Source organism: Ornithinibacter sp. (assembly GCF_035443565.1).
GTDB lineage: Bacteria > Actinomycetota > Actinomycetes > Actinomycetales > Dermatophilaceae > Fodinibacter.
Map to the genome: position 1 here is coordinate 55,624 of NZ_DAORSO010000001.1, position 16,014 is coordinate 71,637.

Consider the following 16,014-nt stretch of genomic DNA (forward strand, 5'->3'; position numbering starts at 1 on the left):
GCCATCGAGCGGCCGTAGCGGTGCACGGCCGGCGGGGTGGCGCACAGGTCGGCGAAGGCCTCGGGGTCCGCGGCGGCGATCGCGGCCGGGTCGAGGGTGCCGAACCGCTCGAGCACCTTGGCGGGGCCGGCGAAGGCGCGCTCCATGGGGAACTGCTGGTCGAGCAGCATCCCGGTGAGCAGGGCGAACGGGTCCTGCGAGAGGACACGGTCGGCGCTCGGGTCCTGGGCGATCGTCAGCGAAGCCATGACGACAGCGTAGCCAGCACCTCGACGGCGACCGCGCGCCAGAAGTCGGGCCCGGCGAGGGGCGGTGCCGCTGCCGCCGCCGGGGTCGAGGTGGTACCGCCCGCGAATCCGTGCGGTATCACCTCGACCTGCTGCCGGGGTTGGTGGGTGGTCTGGGGGGTCATCGCACGTGGCTGTGGATGACCGCCCGCAGCTGCTCGCGCTCGGCCGCGGCCTGCACCTGACGCTGCGCCTCGTGGACGCGGCGCTGGTGCGCGGTGCGACGGATGCGCTGCATGCGTCGGAAGTACATCGGGATCTCCTGGTGGTCGAAGGTGACTGGTCGCCTCAGGCGGCGACGTCGGTCTTGCGGGGACGTCCGCGAGGACGCTTGCGGGCGACGATGGCGCCCTGGACGAAGAGCTCTCCGCCCCAGACACCCCACGGCTCACGCCGGTCGAGGGCCCCGGAGAGGCACACGTCCCGAGCCGGGCAGGTGCCGCAGAGGGCCTTGGCGAACTCGACGCCGTCGGGGGTGTCGGCGAACCACAGCTCGGCGTCGTTCTCCCGGCAGGGGATGGCTTCGCCGAGGGCGTCGGACGCCTCGTGCAGGTCGAGCAGCTGGGTCAGCATCATCGGGGTGTCACCTCCTTGGTCGACGGGCCGGGTGCGGCTCGTCGTCGTCTCGGTGCGCCAGGTGTGGCGCGGGGTCGTGGTGCGATCGGTGTCGATCCGATCTGCGGTGGTGGTCATGGCGGTGGCCTCGGGGTGTGGTCTGGGTGCGGATGGCTGCGAGTGGTGTCAGCGGGAGTGAGTGGTGTCACTGGGAATGACGAAGGCCGCGGATCCCGTGTCGGGATCCGCGGCCTTGAGGTGACCTGTCGTCAGATGTCAGACAGGTGGGGCCTCAAGGCGGGGGTACCCGAACGGCTGGGCCAGGGCGTTGCCCAGGACGGCGAACACACCGGCGACGAGCTTGTCGTCACGGGTGGCGCTGCCGGGGTAGGACACAGTGCGCCCCTGGTCGGAGCCGAAGGTGCCTGCGTGAGCGGTGTTGGCGCTGCGCCAGGGACGCGCGCAGATCTCGCGGACAGCGCTCATCGCCAGGTCCTTGGTCATCGTCGTCTCCATCAGGGCCAACCCTCCTCACTGAACTCGCGGTGTGCGTACACCCGACCGGGCGCACGCCTGTCAGGTTAGGTGAGCCCTCGTGGCCGGGGCAACGCATTTATCGGCATGCCAGGCGCGGAGCAGCCGCCACCAGCTCGAAAAGTACTGCTGCACAGGGCTATTGGGCTTCAGAAAATTCTTCCAGGAGGCTCAGGACGGCGGCGCCGTACCGCTCGAGCTTGGCCGGGCCGACCCCCGTGATCCGTGACAGCGCGGCGACGTCGCGCGGCACCTTCTCGGCGATCGCGGTCAGCGTGGCGTCGGTGAACACGACGAAGGCCGGGACGTCGGCCTCGCGGGCGGTCTCCAGGCGCCACTCGCGCAGGGCCTCGAAGAGCCGCTCATCCATCGTGGGTGGGCAGGTCGAGCATCGGCCGATGGTCCGTTCGCGGGCCGTCCCGAGATCAGCCCCGCACGTGCGGCACGTCGAACGAACCGCCGGCTTGCCCTTGCCACCACCGGCCCCGCCACCCGTTCCGGGCGCCTTGCGTCGACGGGCCTGAGAGCGGGCGCCGTCGCCGAGCACGCTCGAGGTGCCGTCGAGGAACCGGGAGGGGCGTCGAGTCGCCTTGGCCCCGGGCGTGCGCGCCCCTGCGTAGGACAGCACGAGTCGCTCGCGGGCGCGGGTGACGCCGACGTAGAGCAGGCGCCGCTCCTCCTCGACGGCCTCCGGGGTGTCGGCCATGGTGATCGGGAGCAACCCGTCGGAGCAGCCGACGAGGAACACGGTGTCCCACTCGAGCCCCTTGGCGGCGTGGAAGGACGCCAGGGTCACGCCCTGCACCGTGGGTGCGTGGCTGGCCGCGGCCCGTTCCTCGAGCTCACGCACGAGGGCCGGCATCCGTGCCTGCGGGTCGGTCGCGAAGAGGTCGTCGGCCAGGCCGGCGAGCGCGGCCAACGATTCCCAGCGCTCGCGCGCCGCTCCCCCGCTCGTGGGGGCCTCCCGGGACCAGCCGGCCCCGAGCAGCACGTCACGGGCAAGGTCGGGCAGCGGCACCGACCCGTCGTCGGAGCGCGCCGCGCCCCGCATGAGCACCACCGCGTCGCGCACCTCCTTGCGGGAGAAGAAGCGCTCGCCGCCGCGCACGAGGTAGGGGATGCCGCGTTCGGCCAGCGCCGACTCGAAGGCCTCGCTCTGGCCGTTGGTGCGAAACAGCACGGCAACCTCGGAGGGTGGGTGCCCGGCATCCAGCAACGACGCGATACGCGTCGCCACGGCGGCCGCCTCGTCGGGGTCGTTGTCGGCCACGACGAGCTCGGGCACGGGCCCGTCGGCGCGCTGGGCACGCAGCTCGACCGAGCCGGATCGGCGCTGCCCGCCCGGGCCGCGCAGGACGAGGTTGGCGAGGGTGACGACCTGCGGGGTGGAGCGGTAGTTGCGCACGAGTTCGACGGTGCGGGCGTCGGGGTGGCGGGTGCGGAACGAGAGCAGGTGCTCGGGTGAGGCCCCGGTGAAGGAGTAGATCGTCTGCGCCGGGTCCCCGACGACGCAGATGTCGCGCCGCTCGCCCAGCCACAGGTCGAGCAGGGTCTGCTGGAGGCGGTTGACGTCCTGGTACTCGTCGACGACGAAGTGCCGGTACTGGTTGCGCACCGCCCGGGCCACCTCCTCGTGCTCGCGCAGGATGCCGACCATGAGGAGCAGGACGTCCTCGAAGTCGATGACGCCCCGGTCGGTCTTGACCTCCTCGTAGGCCGCGATGAGGCGGGCCATCGCCGTGGCATCCAGACCGGCCGGGGGTTCACGTCGTGCTGCGGCGGCTGCCGCCGCGTAGGACTCGGGAGTCAGCAACGACACCTTCGACCACTCGATCTCGGAGGACAGGTCACGGATGGCGGGGCTGTCCAGGCGCAACCGCAGGCGGGAGCCGGCCTCGGCGACGGCACTGGCCTTGTGCGGCATCACCTCCGGCGACGCACCGCCGATCGCCTGGGGCCAGAAATAGTGCAGCTGGCGCAGGGATGCCGCGTGGAAGGTGCGGGCCTGGACCCCGCCCACCCCGAGGTCGCGCAGGCGGGTGCGCATCTCACCGGCGGCCCGGGCCGTGAAGGTGACGGCCAGGACCCGCTGGGGTTGGTACACCCCGGACAGCACGCCGTACGCGATGCGGTGGGTGATGGCTCGGGTCTTGCCCGTGCCGGCGCCGGCGAGCACGCACATCGGGCCACTCGGGTGAGCCGCGACCTCGCGCTGCTCGGGGTCGAGTGCATCGAGGACCGCGTCGGCTCCGGGGTGCACTGGCAGGCTGCTCATCGCCCATGATCCTAGGTGGGGCCACCGACGGGGCCGGACGGTCTGGACGGCAGGGATGGCACCGCAGGCCGGGAAGGATCGGCCGTGGTGCGACGTTCACCTCCACCGAGCCCACCCGTTCACCACCGAAGGACCACGATGAGCGACGCCGCCGTCACCCACCTGCCCGCGCCGGGCACCGTCACGATGTTCACGACGACCTGGTGCGGCTACTGCCGCCGCCTGAAGTCGCAGATGGAGCGCGAGGGCATCTCCTTCACCGAGGTCGACATCGAGCACGAGCCCGGCACCGCCGAGTTCGTCATGTCGGTCAACGGGGGCAACCAGACGGTGCCGACCCTGCTCTTCGCAGATGGCAGCGCCGCGACCAACCCGACGATCGCCGAGGTGCGCTCCCGCCTCACCTGACCCCCGGCATCCGGACTTGGCGAACGACGAGGGTCAGCGCAGGGGGATGTCCGGTGAGTCGATCGGCCCACCGAACCAGTGCTCGATGATCCGCCGAGAGATCGACAGCTGCCCCGAGATGACGACCGAGCCGTCCGCCAACGCCGCGACGAGGTCATCGCGGCTGAACCAGCGTGCCGCCTCGATCTCCTCTGCCTGCAGGTGCAGGTCGGTGTCGAGAGCGCGGGCGGTGAACCCGAGCATCAGGGACGACGGGAACGGCCAGGGCTGGTCACCGAGGTAGGTGACGTCGGTGACGGCCACCCCGACCTCCTCGAGGACCTCGCGAGCCACGGCCCCCGCGAGGCTCTCGCCCGGCTCGACGAACCCCGCGAGCACCGACATCCCGTTGCCCCGAAAGCCCCTGCCCCGCGCGAGGAGCAACCGGTCGTCGGCATCGACGACCGCCATGATGACCGCCATGTCGGTGCGCGGATAGTGGTCGCTGGAGTCCGCCGGGCACCGCCGGATCCACCCCGCGAGCACCGGTTCGGTCGGGGTGCCGCACCGGGGGCAGTGGGTGTGGGACCGGTGCCAGTTCGCGAGCGCCAGCGTGGTCACGAGCGCGTGCGCGTCGAGGTCGGCCAGGGTGGCACCGACCTGGCGCAGCGTGCGCCACGCATCGTCACCCTCGACGGATGCCGTGAGGTCGTCGGCGACGACGCCGACGTACGAGACCGCCGCGGCATCCCCGAGGTAGAGGCCCAGCCGGTCGAGGTCTTCGGGGGTCGGCGCGTCGAACACCACCCGGGTCACCTCGTCGCTGCCGTCACCGGTGCTCCCGCCAGCGATGACGGCGGCGCGGTCACCGACCAGGCGCAGCACGCGGGTGTCGCCGTCAGCCAACAGCCGGGTCAGCAGAGAGGGGTCGGCCCGCAGGTCGCCGCGTCTGTCGAGGACGGACCGGCTGAGGGCGAGGTCAGGCAGGATCGCGGCACGGTCGGGCACGCGTCCCAGCCTATGGGGGGTCGAGCGCATACCGTGGTCGCGTGGACCGCAGCCCCGCCTATCTCGCCGCCCTCGCCAGCGCCGCGGTCTCCGGGCTCGACCCGGTGAGCGTGGAGGCCCTGTCGAGCACCCCGGACCAGTCCTTCGACGTCGCGTTCATCCAGGACACCGAGCACCGCAGATGGGTGGTGCGGGTCCCCCGCAGCGACGTCGCAGGTGCCGAGATGGACCGCACCGTCGCCCTGCTGGCCCTGCTCGGCCGACGGCTACCGTTCGCGGTCCCCGCACCCAAGGGATTCGTCGCCCTGGCCGAGGGCGGGCGCGCTGCCGTCTACCCGTACCTGCCCGGGCACAACCTGGACTTCGCCGAGTTGCCTGCCGGCCCCGGCCTGGCCGCTGAGCTCGGCCGGGCCATCGCCGCCCTGCACAACACCGACCCGGCCATCTACGACGAGGCGGGCCTGCCGTCGTACGACGCCGACGCCTACCGCAGCCGCCGGCTCGCCGAGCTCGACCGCGCTGCCGAGACCGGGCGCGTGCCGACGACGCTGTTGACCCGGTGGGAGAAGGCCCTCGAGGACGTCACCCTCTGGCGGTTCGCGCCGACCGCCACCCACGGAGACCTCACCGGCGACCAGGTCCTGGCCGTCTTCACCGACGACTCCGACGCGTCGACGGGCACCATCCGCGCCATGACCGGCTGGGAGGACGCCAAGGTCGCCGATCCCGCCGATGACTTCGCCCCTCTCGTCGCGGACGCGAGCCCCGAGGCCGTCGAGACCGTGCTCGAGGCCTACGCCCACGCACGGGTCGAACGCCCCGACACCAACCTCATCGTGCGCGCCCGCCTCGTCGCCGAACTCGGCCTGCTCGGCACCCTCATGACCGCCCTGTCCCGGCAGGACGCCGGTGCCGTCGAGGTGCTGACGACCCAGCTTCGCCGCCTCGACGACGCCGTCCACGCCGGCGAGGAGCCCGACGACTACCGCCGGACCTCGTTGGCGCCGATCGGCATCCGGACGCGCCCGACCCCACCCCCCGCCCTCGTCGTCGACGAGGACGACGAGGAGCTGCCCGAGCTCGTGGACCCCGACCTCATGGAAACCGAGCCGGTGGATTCCGAACTCGTGGAGACGGACCGCGACGACACGGTCGCGGTTCCCGTCGCGGTTCCCGTCACTGTTCCCGTCGCCGCCGGTGACGAGGTCCCCGCGTGGCTCGAGCTGGAGCACTCCGAGGATGACGAGCCGGACGAAGACCATGCGCCGGGCCAGGATGCCGCGCTGGCCGAGACCGACGAGGAGGACGCGGACGAACTCGGGTCCGGCGAGGTCAGCCCGGACGAGCGGCCCTCAGCACCGCAGTGATCCCGTCGACCCCCGGCAGGTCCGGCCAGGTCGTCTCGCCCGTCGCGGCGTGGAAGAACGCACCGCGCACCCGCTCGACCGGCACCCCGCGCACCCGCGCCCACGCGATGCGGTACGCCGCGAGCTGAAGCGTTCGCGCTGACGCACGGGATCCGCTCGGCGCCGCCCCGGTCTTCCAGTCGACGACGACCCACGAGGGCTGGCCGTCGTCGCCGACCTCCTCGAAGACGGCGTCGATGCGGCCACGCACGGCGATGCCGTCGAGGACGGTCTCGACGCTCGTCTCGACCTCGACCGGCGTGCGATCCGCCCACTCGCTCGCGCTGAAGCTGGCGCGCAGCGCGGCAAGGTCGTCGTCGACGGCTCCGTCGTCGGCCGACCCCGGCAGCTCGTCGATGTCGACGAACGCTGCCCGGGCGTAGTGCTCCTCGACCCAGGCGTGGAAGGCCGTTCCGCGGCGCGCCGACAGGGCCGGCGGGGTGGGCATGGGGCGCCGGAGGTCGAGGGTGAACCGGGCGGAGTCCTCGGCGAGCGCGACCAGGGCAGAGGTCGACAGGTGCGCGGGCAGCACGACGTCGACGTCAGCACCGCGACCGCGCGCAGCCCGCTCGGCGAGCAGCATCGTCACCTCGTCGTCCCACGGCCCGCGGGGAGCAGCCACACCGGAGCCGTCGGGTGCCTGCGAGAGGGAGGCCACGGCATCCGCGATGGCCCGGGCGGGCTCGAGCAGCCCCTGCCTGCGGGGCACGTGGTCCTGCGTCGGCCAGGCGACGTCCACCTGCTCGGCCGTTCGCGGGTTCTGCGGCTTGGGGTCGATGGGCGGCAGGTCGACCCACGGGCCGGACGCCTGAGCCAGCCCGCTCCCACGCACCTCGAGCAGGAAGCGCGACGTCAGTCGAGGAGTGCCGGCCGTGCCCCACACGTGGCTGGTCAGGAGCAGGTCGTGACGAGCCCGGGTGAAGGCGACGTAGGCCAGCCGTCGTTCCTCGAGGATGCCGTGGGCCGCCACCGCGCCCCTGAACCGGTGGTACTCGCCGGACGTGCCGGCGATGGTGTCCCACGTGTGCGGGCCGCGCCAGGAGAAGTGCGGCAGCCCGTCGGCGTCGCCGCGCAGGTCGTAGGGAAGGGTCGCGAGGCCGGCCAGCCAGCCCTTGTCGGTCGGGGTCGAGTGGTTCCACGCGCCGTCCTTGACGGTCGTCGAGGTGCCGGAGTGGGCCGGGAACGACGACTCCACGAGCCCCGGGACGGCCACGACGTCCCACTCCAGCCCCTTGGCCGCGTGCACGGTCATCACCTGCACGGCATCGGGGCGCGCCTCGACCCAGCCGAGGTCGAGGCCGCGCTCCTCGTCGACGGCCGCGTCGAGCCAGGCGAGGAACCCGCCGAGGGTCGACCGGTCAGCGCTGGCGGCGAAGGTCGCCGCCACGTCGGCGAAGGCGTCGAGGTGCGCACGGGCGGCGCCCGGGCTCCACGTGGTGCGGGCCAGCACCTCGATGTCGAGACCGAGGGCCACCTCCGCCTCGGCGGCCAACTCGGCCAGACCGAGGCCGGTGAGGGTGCGCAGGTGGCGCACGGTGTCGGCAAGGCCCTTGAGACGGGCGAGGGCCGTGGGCGACAGCGACTGGCCCTCCGGCCCGACCCAGGTGGCGGGTGGGAGGTCGTCGAGGGCCTCGACGATGCTGGCCTGCTCGCTGGCGTCGCGCGAGAGGTCGGTGCGCCTCCGGTCACGGCCGGTGCGCTGCCGCTCTCGGGCCCACGCACCGAGCCCGTCGAGGTCGGCGGCACCGAGGCGGCACGACGGCCCGGTCAGCAGGCGCATCAACCGGTCACCACGACTCGGGTCCTGCACGACCCAGAGCAGGGCGACGAGGTCGGCGACCTCCGGCGTGTGGAGCAATCCACCCAGACCCACGACCTCGTAGGGGATACCGCGCTCCTCCAACGCCTCGATGACCGGGTCGAACTGGGAGCGTTTGCGACACAGCACGGCCGCCGTGGCGCGCCCCGGCCGACGAAGCCGGGCCCGCACCCAGTCGGCGACGTGCGCGGCCTCGTCCTCCAGCGTCGACAACCGAGCCGTCGCGACGTGCCCGGGGCCGGCATCCGTGCGGGCCCCGAGCCGGTGCACCGGCACCGACGTCGCACGGGTCAGCGGCTGCGCGACGTGGTTCGCGACCTCGAGCACGGCTCGGTCGTTGCGCCAGCTCGTCGACAGCGGGAGCACCTCGGTCGGCCCGGCATCGTCGACGAAGTCGGCACGGAAGCGGTGCAGCGTCGTCGAGCTCGCCCCGCGCCAGCCGTAGATCGACTGGTGGGGGTCGCCGACGGCGGTGACCGGCACCGCCGCACCGGGAGCCACGAACAGTGACCGCAGGAGCTGGAGCTGGGCCTCGGAGGTGTCCTGGAACTCGTCGAGCAGCACCGCGCGGAACCGGGACCGCTCACCGACCCCGACCTGCTTCACCGTCATCGCGATGCGGGCGGCGAGCTGCACCTGGTCGGCGAAGTCCATGCTGTCGCGCGAGCGCTTGAGGGCCTGGAAGTCCTTGATGAGCGGCAGGATCGCGCGCCGCTCGCGCAGCACGGCGATGGCGTCCCTGACCTCCTTGGGAAAGGCCTTCTTCGTCGAGGCCTCACCCCGCGGGATGAGCTCGAGGGCGGCGACCACCTCGTCGAGGTGCGCGGCCACGGCATCCACGTCGACGAGGTGCTCAGCCATCTCACCGGCGAGGTCGACCACCGCGGTCGTCACGGTCGACTCCGCCTTCTCGACCTCGTCCATGGGCCCGTCATAGGCCACGACCGACTCGTGGGCGACCTGCCAGGCGGCGGCTTCACTGAGCAGGCGGCTCTCGGCCTCCACCCCGAGGCGAACGCCGTGCTCGCGCACGATCCGGCCCGCATAGGCGTGGTAGGTCGAGACCGTCGGGGCATCGTCGAGCACGGCGGCGCCGTCCTCCTCCTGCGGCACCCAGATGCCGGCCTCACGCAGGGTGGCCAGTCGCGCGGAGAGCCGCTCGGACAGCTCACCGGCGGCCTTGCGGGTGAAGGTCAGCCCCAGGACCTCGTCGGGGCGCACCAGGTCGTTGGCGACCAGCCAGACCACTCGCGCCGCCATCGTCTCGGTCTTGCCCGAACCGGCCCCGGCGACGACGAGCAGGGGGCGCAGCGGGGCCTCGATGACCGCAGCCTGCTCAGGCGTCGGGGCGTGCTGGCCCAGCGCCTGCGCGAGCGCGACGGCACTCCACCGCGGCACCGTCACAGCCGCCTCCCCTCGGCCAGGGCCGGGCAGGAGTCCTTGACCTGGCAGGTGCCGCACTGCTTCGTCCCGGGGGTGGCGGAGAAGACGGCGCCGGACATCTCCTGCGCCACCTGTTCGACGAGGTCATGGGCCCACTGCGGGTCGTCATCGGCGTCGAGGGGCTGCTGGACCTGCACGGTGGTGGTGAGGTTGGCGGCCTTGCCCAGGTGGAGCAGCGCTGCTCCGCCCGGCTCGGTGCCGACGTCGGGCAGGGCACCGTGCTGCACCGCGAGCTGGTAGGCACCGAGCTGGCCGTGCCGGGACACCTCTGCGACGCTCGGTTTGCTGGCGCCGGTCTTGAGGTCGACGATGCGCACCTGGCCGGTGGGCGACACCTCGACGCGGTCGACCCGACCGGTGATGCGGGCTCGCCCGATCGCGGCCTCGATGCGGGCCTCGGAGGCCGCCCGGCGCCACCCGGCGGCATCCGACTCGGTGACGTAGCGCGCCAGCCGGTCGGTCATCGCGGTCGCCTGGGCCAGGCTGCGACGGCTGAGCCAGCCGGGGGCGAGCCCGAGTCGCCCCCACCGCGCCTCGACCTCGGCGGCGTAGGTCGCCGCATCGGTGTCACCGAGCTCGTGGGCGACGTCGTGCACGAGCGTGCCGATGTCCTGCGCGCCCATCGAGGGCCCGTCACCGCCCGCGGCACGCAGCACCCACTGCAGGCGACACCGGATGAACGGGTCGATGGCCGACGGTGAGATCACGACCGGTGCGTCGGGCGCACGGCGCGGGCGGGTGTCGCTGACGTCGCGCAGGGCCCACCACTGCGCGGGGTCGGCGCCTGGCACGTGGTGGCTGGCGAGGCGGGCGAGGGTCGTGACCGCGGCTCCTCGGCGGGCCGGGTCCTCCCCCGCGACCTCGCGCCGCAGCTCACCGACCAGGCCCGCGAGTGTCAGCGGGCGCGGGACGTCGGTGAAGGTGCGCGCCTGGGGCAGCGGGTCGATGACGTCGAGGAAGGGTGAGGGCTGCTCGTCCTCACCACGCACGGCGGTGACGACGAGGTGCTCACGGGCCCGGGTGACGGCGACGTGGAAGAGCCGGGTCTCGTCATGGCGCACCTGCGCACGCGCCGCCCGGGGGTCATCACCACGGCCGGCGAGCACGTCGACGAGGTCGGTCGAGCCGAGCAACGATCCGCGCAACCGCAGGTCGGGCCACACCCCCTCCTGCACCCCGGCGACGACGACGAGGTCCCACTCGCGACCGGCGGATGCCGCGGGCGTGAGCAGGGCGACCGACTCACCTGCGGGGGCCCTCGCGACGAGGCTGTCGCCAGCGACGTCCTGAGCGAGCACGTGATCGAGGAAGTCAGCCGGGGAGGCGCCGGGGAGGCGGTCGACGAAGCGGGCCGCGGCATCGAAGAGCCCGAGCACGGCGTCGAGGTCACGGTCGGCGCGCCCACCCGCCGAGCCGCCCGTGAGGGCGGCGTCGCGCCACGGCTGGGCCAGGCCGCTCGCCGACCACATCCGCCACAGGACGACCTCGACCCCGTCCCCCTCGCGCAGGGCGTCGACCGCGGTGGCCAGCACCCGGTGCACCCGGCGTGCGGGCTGGCCCTCCGGGCCGACGTGGTCGAGGGCGCCCGGCGCGAGCACGGCTTCGGCGAGCAGCACGTCACTCGGTCGGCCACCGCCGCCGTCGAGCTCGAGTCGCCGCAACGAGCGGCGCAGCCGCCGCAGCGACACGGCATCCGCCCCACCGACCGGGGAGGTGAGCGTGTCGACGACCTGCGCGGGATCGAGGTGCTCACCACCGGCGATCACCTCCAGCGCCCAGGTCAGCAGGGTGAGGAACGGCCGCACGGCGGCCTCGTCGGCCACGGGGAGGTCAGCGGTGGTCGTGTCGACCGGCACGCCGGAACTGCGCAGCACGCGGCGCAGGGTGGCCGTGCGGGACCCGCCGCGCACGATGACGGCCATGCGTGACCACGGCACGCCGTCGATGAGGTGCGCGGTGCGCAGACGACCCGCGATGTACCCGGCCTCCTGGGATGCCGTGCGCACGAGGTGCGTCTCGACTCGCCCGTCGCGCGGGTCGGGGTCCACGGCCCGGTGGGCCACCCCGCCGACGACACCGATGTGCCCGACGACTCGAGAGGCCGCGGCGCGAAGCGGCGCTCCTGAACGGTGGCAGGCGCCGAGGGTGATCGTGTCCGCCTGCGGCCAGGCAGTGAGGAACAGGCGAGGGTCTGCTCCGCGAAAGGTCTCGGTGGCGGCATCCGGGTCGCCGATGAGCACCAGCTGGGCAGCACTGGCCGTGACCGTCTCCTGGAGCAGCCGCAGCCCCGGCGGGGTGAGCTCCTGGGCGTCGTCGACGACCACGAGGCGCAGGCTCTGGGGCAGGGAGGTGGGGTCGTCCTCGACGAGGTCGGCGGCCGCGCCGAGGATCCACGCCGGGTCGAACGCCCCGGCGGCGGACAGCGCGGTCACCTCGTCGTACTCGCGCAGGACGTGGGCCGCCGCCACCCACTCCCCTCGGCCGTGGTCGCGACCGAGCTCCGCGAGCGCCTCAGGCTCGAGACCGAGCTCGACGGCACGCATGAGCAGGTCACGCAGCTCGCGGCGGAAGGTGCGGGTGGGCAGGGCGAGGTGGAGCTCGGCAGGCCACTGCGGCGCCGGGGCCGTGCCGGCGGCGTGGCCGGCGAGCAGCTCGCCGAGGATGACGTCCTGCTCGGGGCCGCTCAGCAGTCGCGGGGTCGGGTCACCGGCGAGCGCGGCCGCCTGCCGGAGCAGGCCGAACCCGAAGGACTGGTGCGAGCGCGCCAGGGGGGTGGTGGTCGTGCCGCCGAGGCGAGCCGTGACGGCATCCCGAAGGCGCGCTGCTGCACGTCGGGTCGGGGCGAGCAGCAGGCACTGGTCAGCAGTCAGCCCCTCGGCGACCGCCGCCGCGATGCGCTCGACGGCCACCGTGGACTTGCCGGTGCCGGGTGCACCGAGCACCCGAACGACGGCAGCCCGGTGCTCGACCGCGGCCTGCTGCGAACCGTCGAGGACGGGGGCAGCGGCCTCGGCGAGGTCGGGGCGGCGAAGGACGAGCACCCCGGGATTCCACCACGCCCCTCCGACACCAGCTGACCCGTGAGGTCAGCGGCGCCAGAAGAGGTGGTGCACGACGCCGCTCGGGCTGGGCACGACCTCGAGGTGAAAGCGGTCGAGCAGCTCGTCGGGCGACTCCCACAGCCGTCCCCCGCGGCCGATCTCGACCGGAGCGACGGCCACGTGCATCGTGTCGACGAGGTCGGCCTCGAGGAACTCGCGCACGGTCCTCACCCCTCCGCCGAGGCGCACGTCCTTGCCGTCGGCGGCCTCCTTGGCCTGGCGCAGGGCCTCGTGCGGGTCGGCGTCGATGAAGTGGAAGGTCGTGTCCGACAAGGTGATGCTCGGCCGCACGTGGTGGGTCAGCACGAACACCGGCGTGCGGAACGGCGGCTCGTCCCCCCACCAGCCCTGCCACTCGAGGTCCTCCCACGGCCCCTGCTGCGGGCCGAACTTGCCGCGCCCCATGATCTCGGCGCCGATGTTGGTGCTGAAGTCGCGGGTGAAGTAGTCGTCCAGGCCACGGGTCCCGCCCGGGTCGGTGCGGTTCGGCCAGCTCGCCGTGGCGCCGGCCCGGGACGCCAGCGCCGCGGGGTCGGCGTGGCCGAAGGGACGCTCGAGGGTGAGCCCCTCCCCCGTTCCGAACCCGTCTGTGGAGAGCATGAAGTTCTGCACGCGCAGCAACTGTGTCCGGACGCCGTTCCTCATGGTGGCCAGTGTCCCGGACCGTGGCAGCTCAGCACACCCGTCGCAGATCCTTGCTCCGCTGGTGAGTCCGTACTCCGGTGGTGCAGTGCTGCAGCGACGCACCACCGGAGAACGGATCTGCATCGGGAGCAAGGCCCACCCATCGGGAGCACGACCGCACCACGAGGGCGCCCATGACGCACACTGCGCCACGACGGACGCACCGAAGAGCGCGGCGCCCCTCGCGTACGCCCTGCGTTCAGTAGGTCGGCAGGTGGGGTTCGACGTCACGCACCCACGCGAGGATGCCGCCCTCGACGTTCACGGCATCCACCCCGCGCGCTCGCAGCAGGTCCACCGCCTCGGCCGACCGGCCGCCCGACTTGCAGTGCACGTACACCCGGACCCCCGCATCGACACCAGGCACTCCGGCACCCGCCCGCAGGTCGCCGATCGGCACCCAGACGGCCTCCGCCAGGGCGACGATCTCGCGCTCTCCCGCTTCTCGGACATCGACCACCACGGCACCGGCGTCCAGTTCCTCGCGCAGCCGATCCACGCTGATGGTGGGCCGATCAGGTGGCGACGCACCGGCATCCGCCCCCTCAGTCCGGATGCCGGTCGCCCACCCGAGCGGGCGCGCCACGTCCGCGCCGGAGCCGCACACCCGGCATCCGGGATCAGCTGCCACGGGCAGCGCGTCCCAGGTCTGGCCGAGGGCGTCGTGCACGAGCAGGCGTCCGACGAGGGGCTCGCCCATCCCGGTGATGAGCTTGACCGCCTCGGTGCCCATCACCGACCCGACGCTCGCGCACACCGCCCCGAGGACGCCGCCGACGGCACACGACGGCACGGCATCCGGCGCCGGTTGCGAGGGGAACACGCAGGCGTAACAGGGCCCCTCACCCGCCCACCAGACCGACACCTGGCCGTCGAAGCGGAACACCGACCCCCAGACGTGGGGGATGCCGAGGCGCGCACACGCGTCACCGACGAGGTAGCGCGTGGGGAAGTTGTCGGCGCCGTCGAGCACGAGGTCGTAGTCGGCGACCACGGCCAGGGCAGTGCTCTCGTCGAGGCGCGCGGTGTGCTCGATGACCACGGTGGCGGGGCTGATCGCGCGCACCGACTCGGCCGCGGAGCTTGTCTTCGGGCGCCCCACGTCGGCGACCCCGTGCACGACCTGTCGCTGGAGGTTGGTGAGGTCGACGACGTCGTCGTCCACGATCCCGATGGTGCCGACACCCGCTGCAGCGAGGTATAGCAGCGCCGGGGATCCCAGGCCCCCGGCGCCGACGACGAGCACGCGAGCGGCGCGCAGCCGGCGCTGCCCGTCGCTGCCGAGATCGGGCAGGAGGAGGTGTCGGGCGTAGCGCGTGCGCTCCTGGGCGGTGAGCTCGGGCCCCGGGGGCACGAGCGGGGGACGCGACATGGCGCGAGGGTAACAACCAGCCTGCGGGCCGTCCCGGTGGACCGCGTTACTCGTCCGTAGGATGCTGACCTCACGCCCGGAGCGAAGGACCTCGATGACCAGCACCCCCATGCCCACCCGCGGCCAGCGGATGCCGCGCAGCGAGCGCCGCGCGCAGCTGCTCGACGCCGCGCAGGCCGTGTTCGTCCAGTCCGGCTACCACGCCGCCGCGATGGACGAGATCGCCGACCGTGCCGGCGTCTCCAAGCCGGTGCTGTACCAGCACTTCCCGGGCAAGCTCGACCTCTACCTGGCCCTGCTCGACAAGCACTGCGACACCCTCGAGTCGCTGGTGCGGGCGGCCCTGGAGGTCGGCGGCGACAACGAGGTTCGCGTCGAGCGCACCGTCGCGGCCTACTTCCAGTTCGTGACGAGCGCCGGCGCCGCGTTCCGGATGGTCTTCGAGTCCGACCTCACGAGCGTGCCCCAGGTGCGGGCCCGGTTGGATGCCGTGGAGATGAACTGCGCGGAGGCGATCGCCGAGGTCATCGCCGAGGACACCGGCGCCGACGACGAGCGTGCCCTGCTCCTGGGGTCCGCGCTGGCCGGTATGGCGCAGGTCGCCGCGCGCCACTGGCTGGCACAGGGTGGCGACGTCCCCGAGGCCGAGGCCGCGCGGATGATCAGCTCCCTCGCGTGGCGTGGCCTGGGGTCGTTCCCCAAGGTCGAGGCCTGAGACTGCGCTGACCCGGCGGTCGCCGGCTGGCCGTCGCCAGCTGGCCGGGCGAGGTGTTTCGTGTTCGCCCACGGCGGATGCCGGAATGGCTCCCCGCCCGCGCGGGTTAGCCTGATCCAGACAGTGGTGCGGTGACGCCGCACCCCAACCCTGAAGGAAGGTGTGCGCCCGTGGAGGTCACCATCGGTGTCCAGAACGTCGCCCGCGAGCTGACGATCGAGACCGACTCACCCACCGCCGAGGTCACCGCGGCCGTGGAGAAGGCTCTCGCCGACGGCGGAGTGCTGCGCCTCACCGACTCCCGCGGTCGCTCGGTCTTCGTCCCCGGCTCGGTCATCGGCTGGATCCAGGTCGGCGACTCCGACAAGGCCCGCGTCGGGTTCACCCCCTGACCCCGTTCACCACCCGTCCCCGCACACCCTGATCGA

At 73.1% G+C, this 16,014-nt stretch carries 14 protein-coding genes; 4 read left to right on the forward strand and 10 right to left on the reverse strand.

Annotated features, from left to right (window positions below; all coding sequences use genetic code 11):
- The 5 genes from PLL68_RS00270 to PLL68_RS00290 form a co-directional block, all read right to left on the reverse strand.
- Nucleotides 1–248 (reverse strand): HhH-GDP family DNA glycosylase (locus PLL68_RS00270; RefSeq protein WP_502910569.1); only part of this gene is annotated, 248 nt, incomplete at its 3' end.
- 160 nt (nt 249–408) lie between these two features.
- Nucleotides 409–540, reverse strand: coding sequence for a hypothetical protein (locus tag PLL68_RS00275; protein ID WP_281348919.1), 132 nt, complete (start codon nt 538–540; stop codon nt 409–411).
- A gap of 35 nt (nt 541–575) precedes the next feature.
- The gene (locus PLL68_RS00280; RefSeq protein ID WP_324530545.1) at nt 576–863 is read right to left on the reverse strand and encodes a WhiB family transcriptional regulator; all 288 of its coding nucleotides are present in this window, start codon (nt 861–863) and stop codon (nt 576–578) included.
- A gap of 255 nt (nt 864–1,118) precedes the next feature.
- Entirely contained in the window at nt 1,119–1,358 is a 240-nt protein-coding gene (locus PLL68_RS00285; RefSeq protein WP_324530522.1) for a hypothetical protein, read from the reverse strand.
- 157 nt (nt 1,359–1,515) lie between these two features.
- Entirely contained in the window at nt 1,516–3,651 is a 2,136-nt protein-coding gene (locus PLL68_RS00290; protein ID WP_324530524.1) for an ATP-dependent DNA helicase UvrD2, read from the reverse strand.
- A 138-nt stretch (nt 3,652–3,789) separates the two neighbouring features.
- Between PLL68_RS00290 and PLL68_RS00295 the strand changes: the two genes are divergently transcribed.
- Nucleotides 3,790–4,059: a mycoredoxin gene (locus PLL68_RS00295; RefSeq protein WP_324530526.1), complete on the forward strand. Its 270-nt coding sequence runs from the start codon at nt 3,790–3,792 to the stop codon at nt 4,057–4,059.
- Between the two features lie 33 nt (nt 4,060–4,092).
- Here PLL68_RS00295 and nudC read toward each other — a convergent pair whose 3' ends face one another.
- Nucleotides 4,093–5,046, reverse strand: coding sequence for an NAD(+) diphosphatase (gene nudC, locus PLL68_RS00300; RefSeq protein ID WP_324530528.1), 954 nt, complete (start codon nt 5,044–5,046; stop codon nt 4,093–4,095).
- Nucleotides 5,047–5,087: 41 nt separating this feature from the next.
- On the opposite strand from nudC, the gene PLL68_RS00305 reads away from it, so the two are divergent.
- Entirely contained in the window at nt 5,088–6,413 is a 1,326-nt protein-coding gene (locus PLL68_RS00305; protein WP_324530529.1) for a phosphotransferase, read from the forward strand.
- Here the strand turns inward: PLL68_RS00305 and PLL68_RS00310 are convergent.
- The 4 genes from PLL68_RS00310 to moeB all read right to left on the reverse strand — a co-directional run bounded on the left by PLL68_RS00310 (nt 6,379) and on the right by moeB (nt 14,871).
- Nucleotides 6,379–9,675, reverse strand: a complete 3,297-nt coding sequence (locus tag PLL68_RS00310; RefSeq protein WP_324530530.1) for an ATP-dependent helicase — start codon at nt 9,673–9,675, stop codon at nt 6,379–6,381. The genes PLL68_RS00305 and PLL68_RS00310 overlap by 35 nt on opposite strands.
- On the reverse strand, nt 9,672–12,755 hold the full coding sequence (locus PLL68_RS00315; protein WP_324530532.1) for an ATP-dependent helicase: 3,084 nt from the start codon (nt 12,753–12,755) through the stop codon (nt 9,672–9,674). The genes PLL68_RS00310 and PLL68_RS00315 overlap by 4 nt, the downstream gene beginning before the upstream one ends.
- 45 nt (nt 12,756–12,800) lie before the next feature.
- Nucleotides 12,801–13,460, reverse strand: a complete 660-nt coding sequence (locus PLL68_RS00320; protein ID WP_324530534.1) for a dihydrofolate reductase family protein — start codon at nt 13,458–13,460, stop codon at nt 12,801–12,803.
- 238 nt (nt 13,461–13,698) lie between these two features.
- Nucleotides 13,699–14,871, reverse strand: coding sequence for a molybdopterin-synthase adenylyltransferase MoeB (gene moeB, locus PLL68_RS00325; protein WP_324530536.1), 1,173 nt, complete (start codon nt 14,869–14,871; stop codon nt 13,699–13,701).
- Nucleotides 14,872–14,965: 94 nt separating this feature from the next.
- Between moeB and PLL68_RS00330 the strand changes: the two genes are divergently transcribed.
- Both PLL68_RS00330 and PLL68_RS00335 read left to right on the forward strand, forming a co-directional pair.
- Nucleotides 14,966–15,586: a TetR/AcrR family transcriptional regulator gene (locus PLL68_RS00330; RefSeq protein WP_324530538.1), complete on the forward strand. Its 621-nt coding sequence runs from the start codon at nt 14,966–14,968 to the stop codon at nt 15,584–15,586.
- A 170-nt stretch (nt 15,587–15,756) separates the two neighbouring features.
- A complete protein-coding gene (locus PLL68_RS00335; RefSeq protein WP_324530539.1) occupies nt 15,757–15,978 on the forward strand; it encodes a DUF3107 domain-containing protein in 222 nt (73 codons plus the stop codon).
- Nucleotides 15,979–16,014 lie beyond the last annotated feature (36 nt).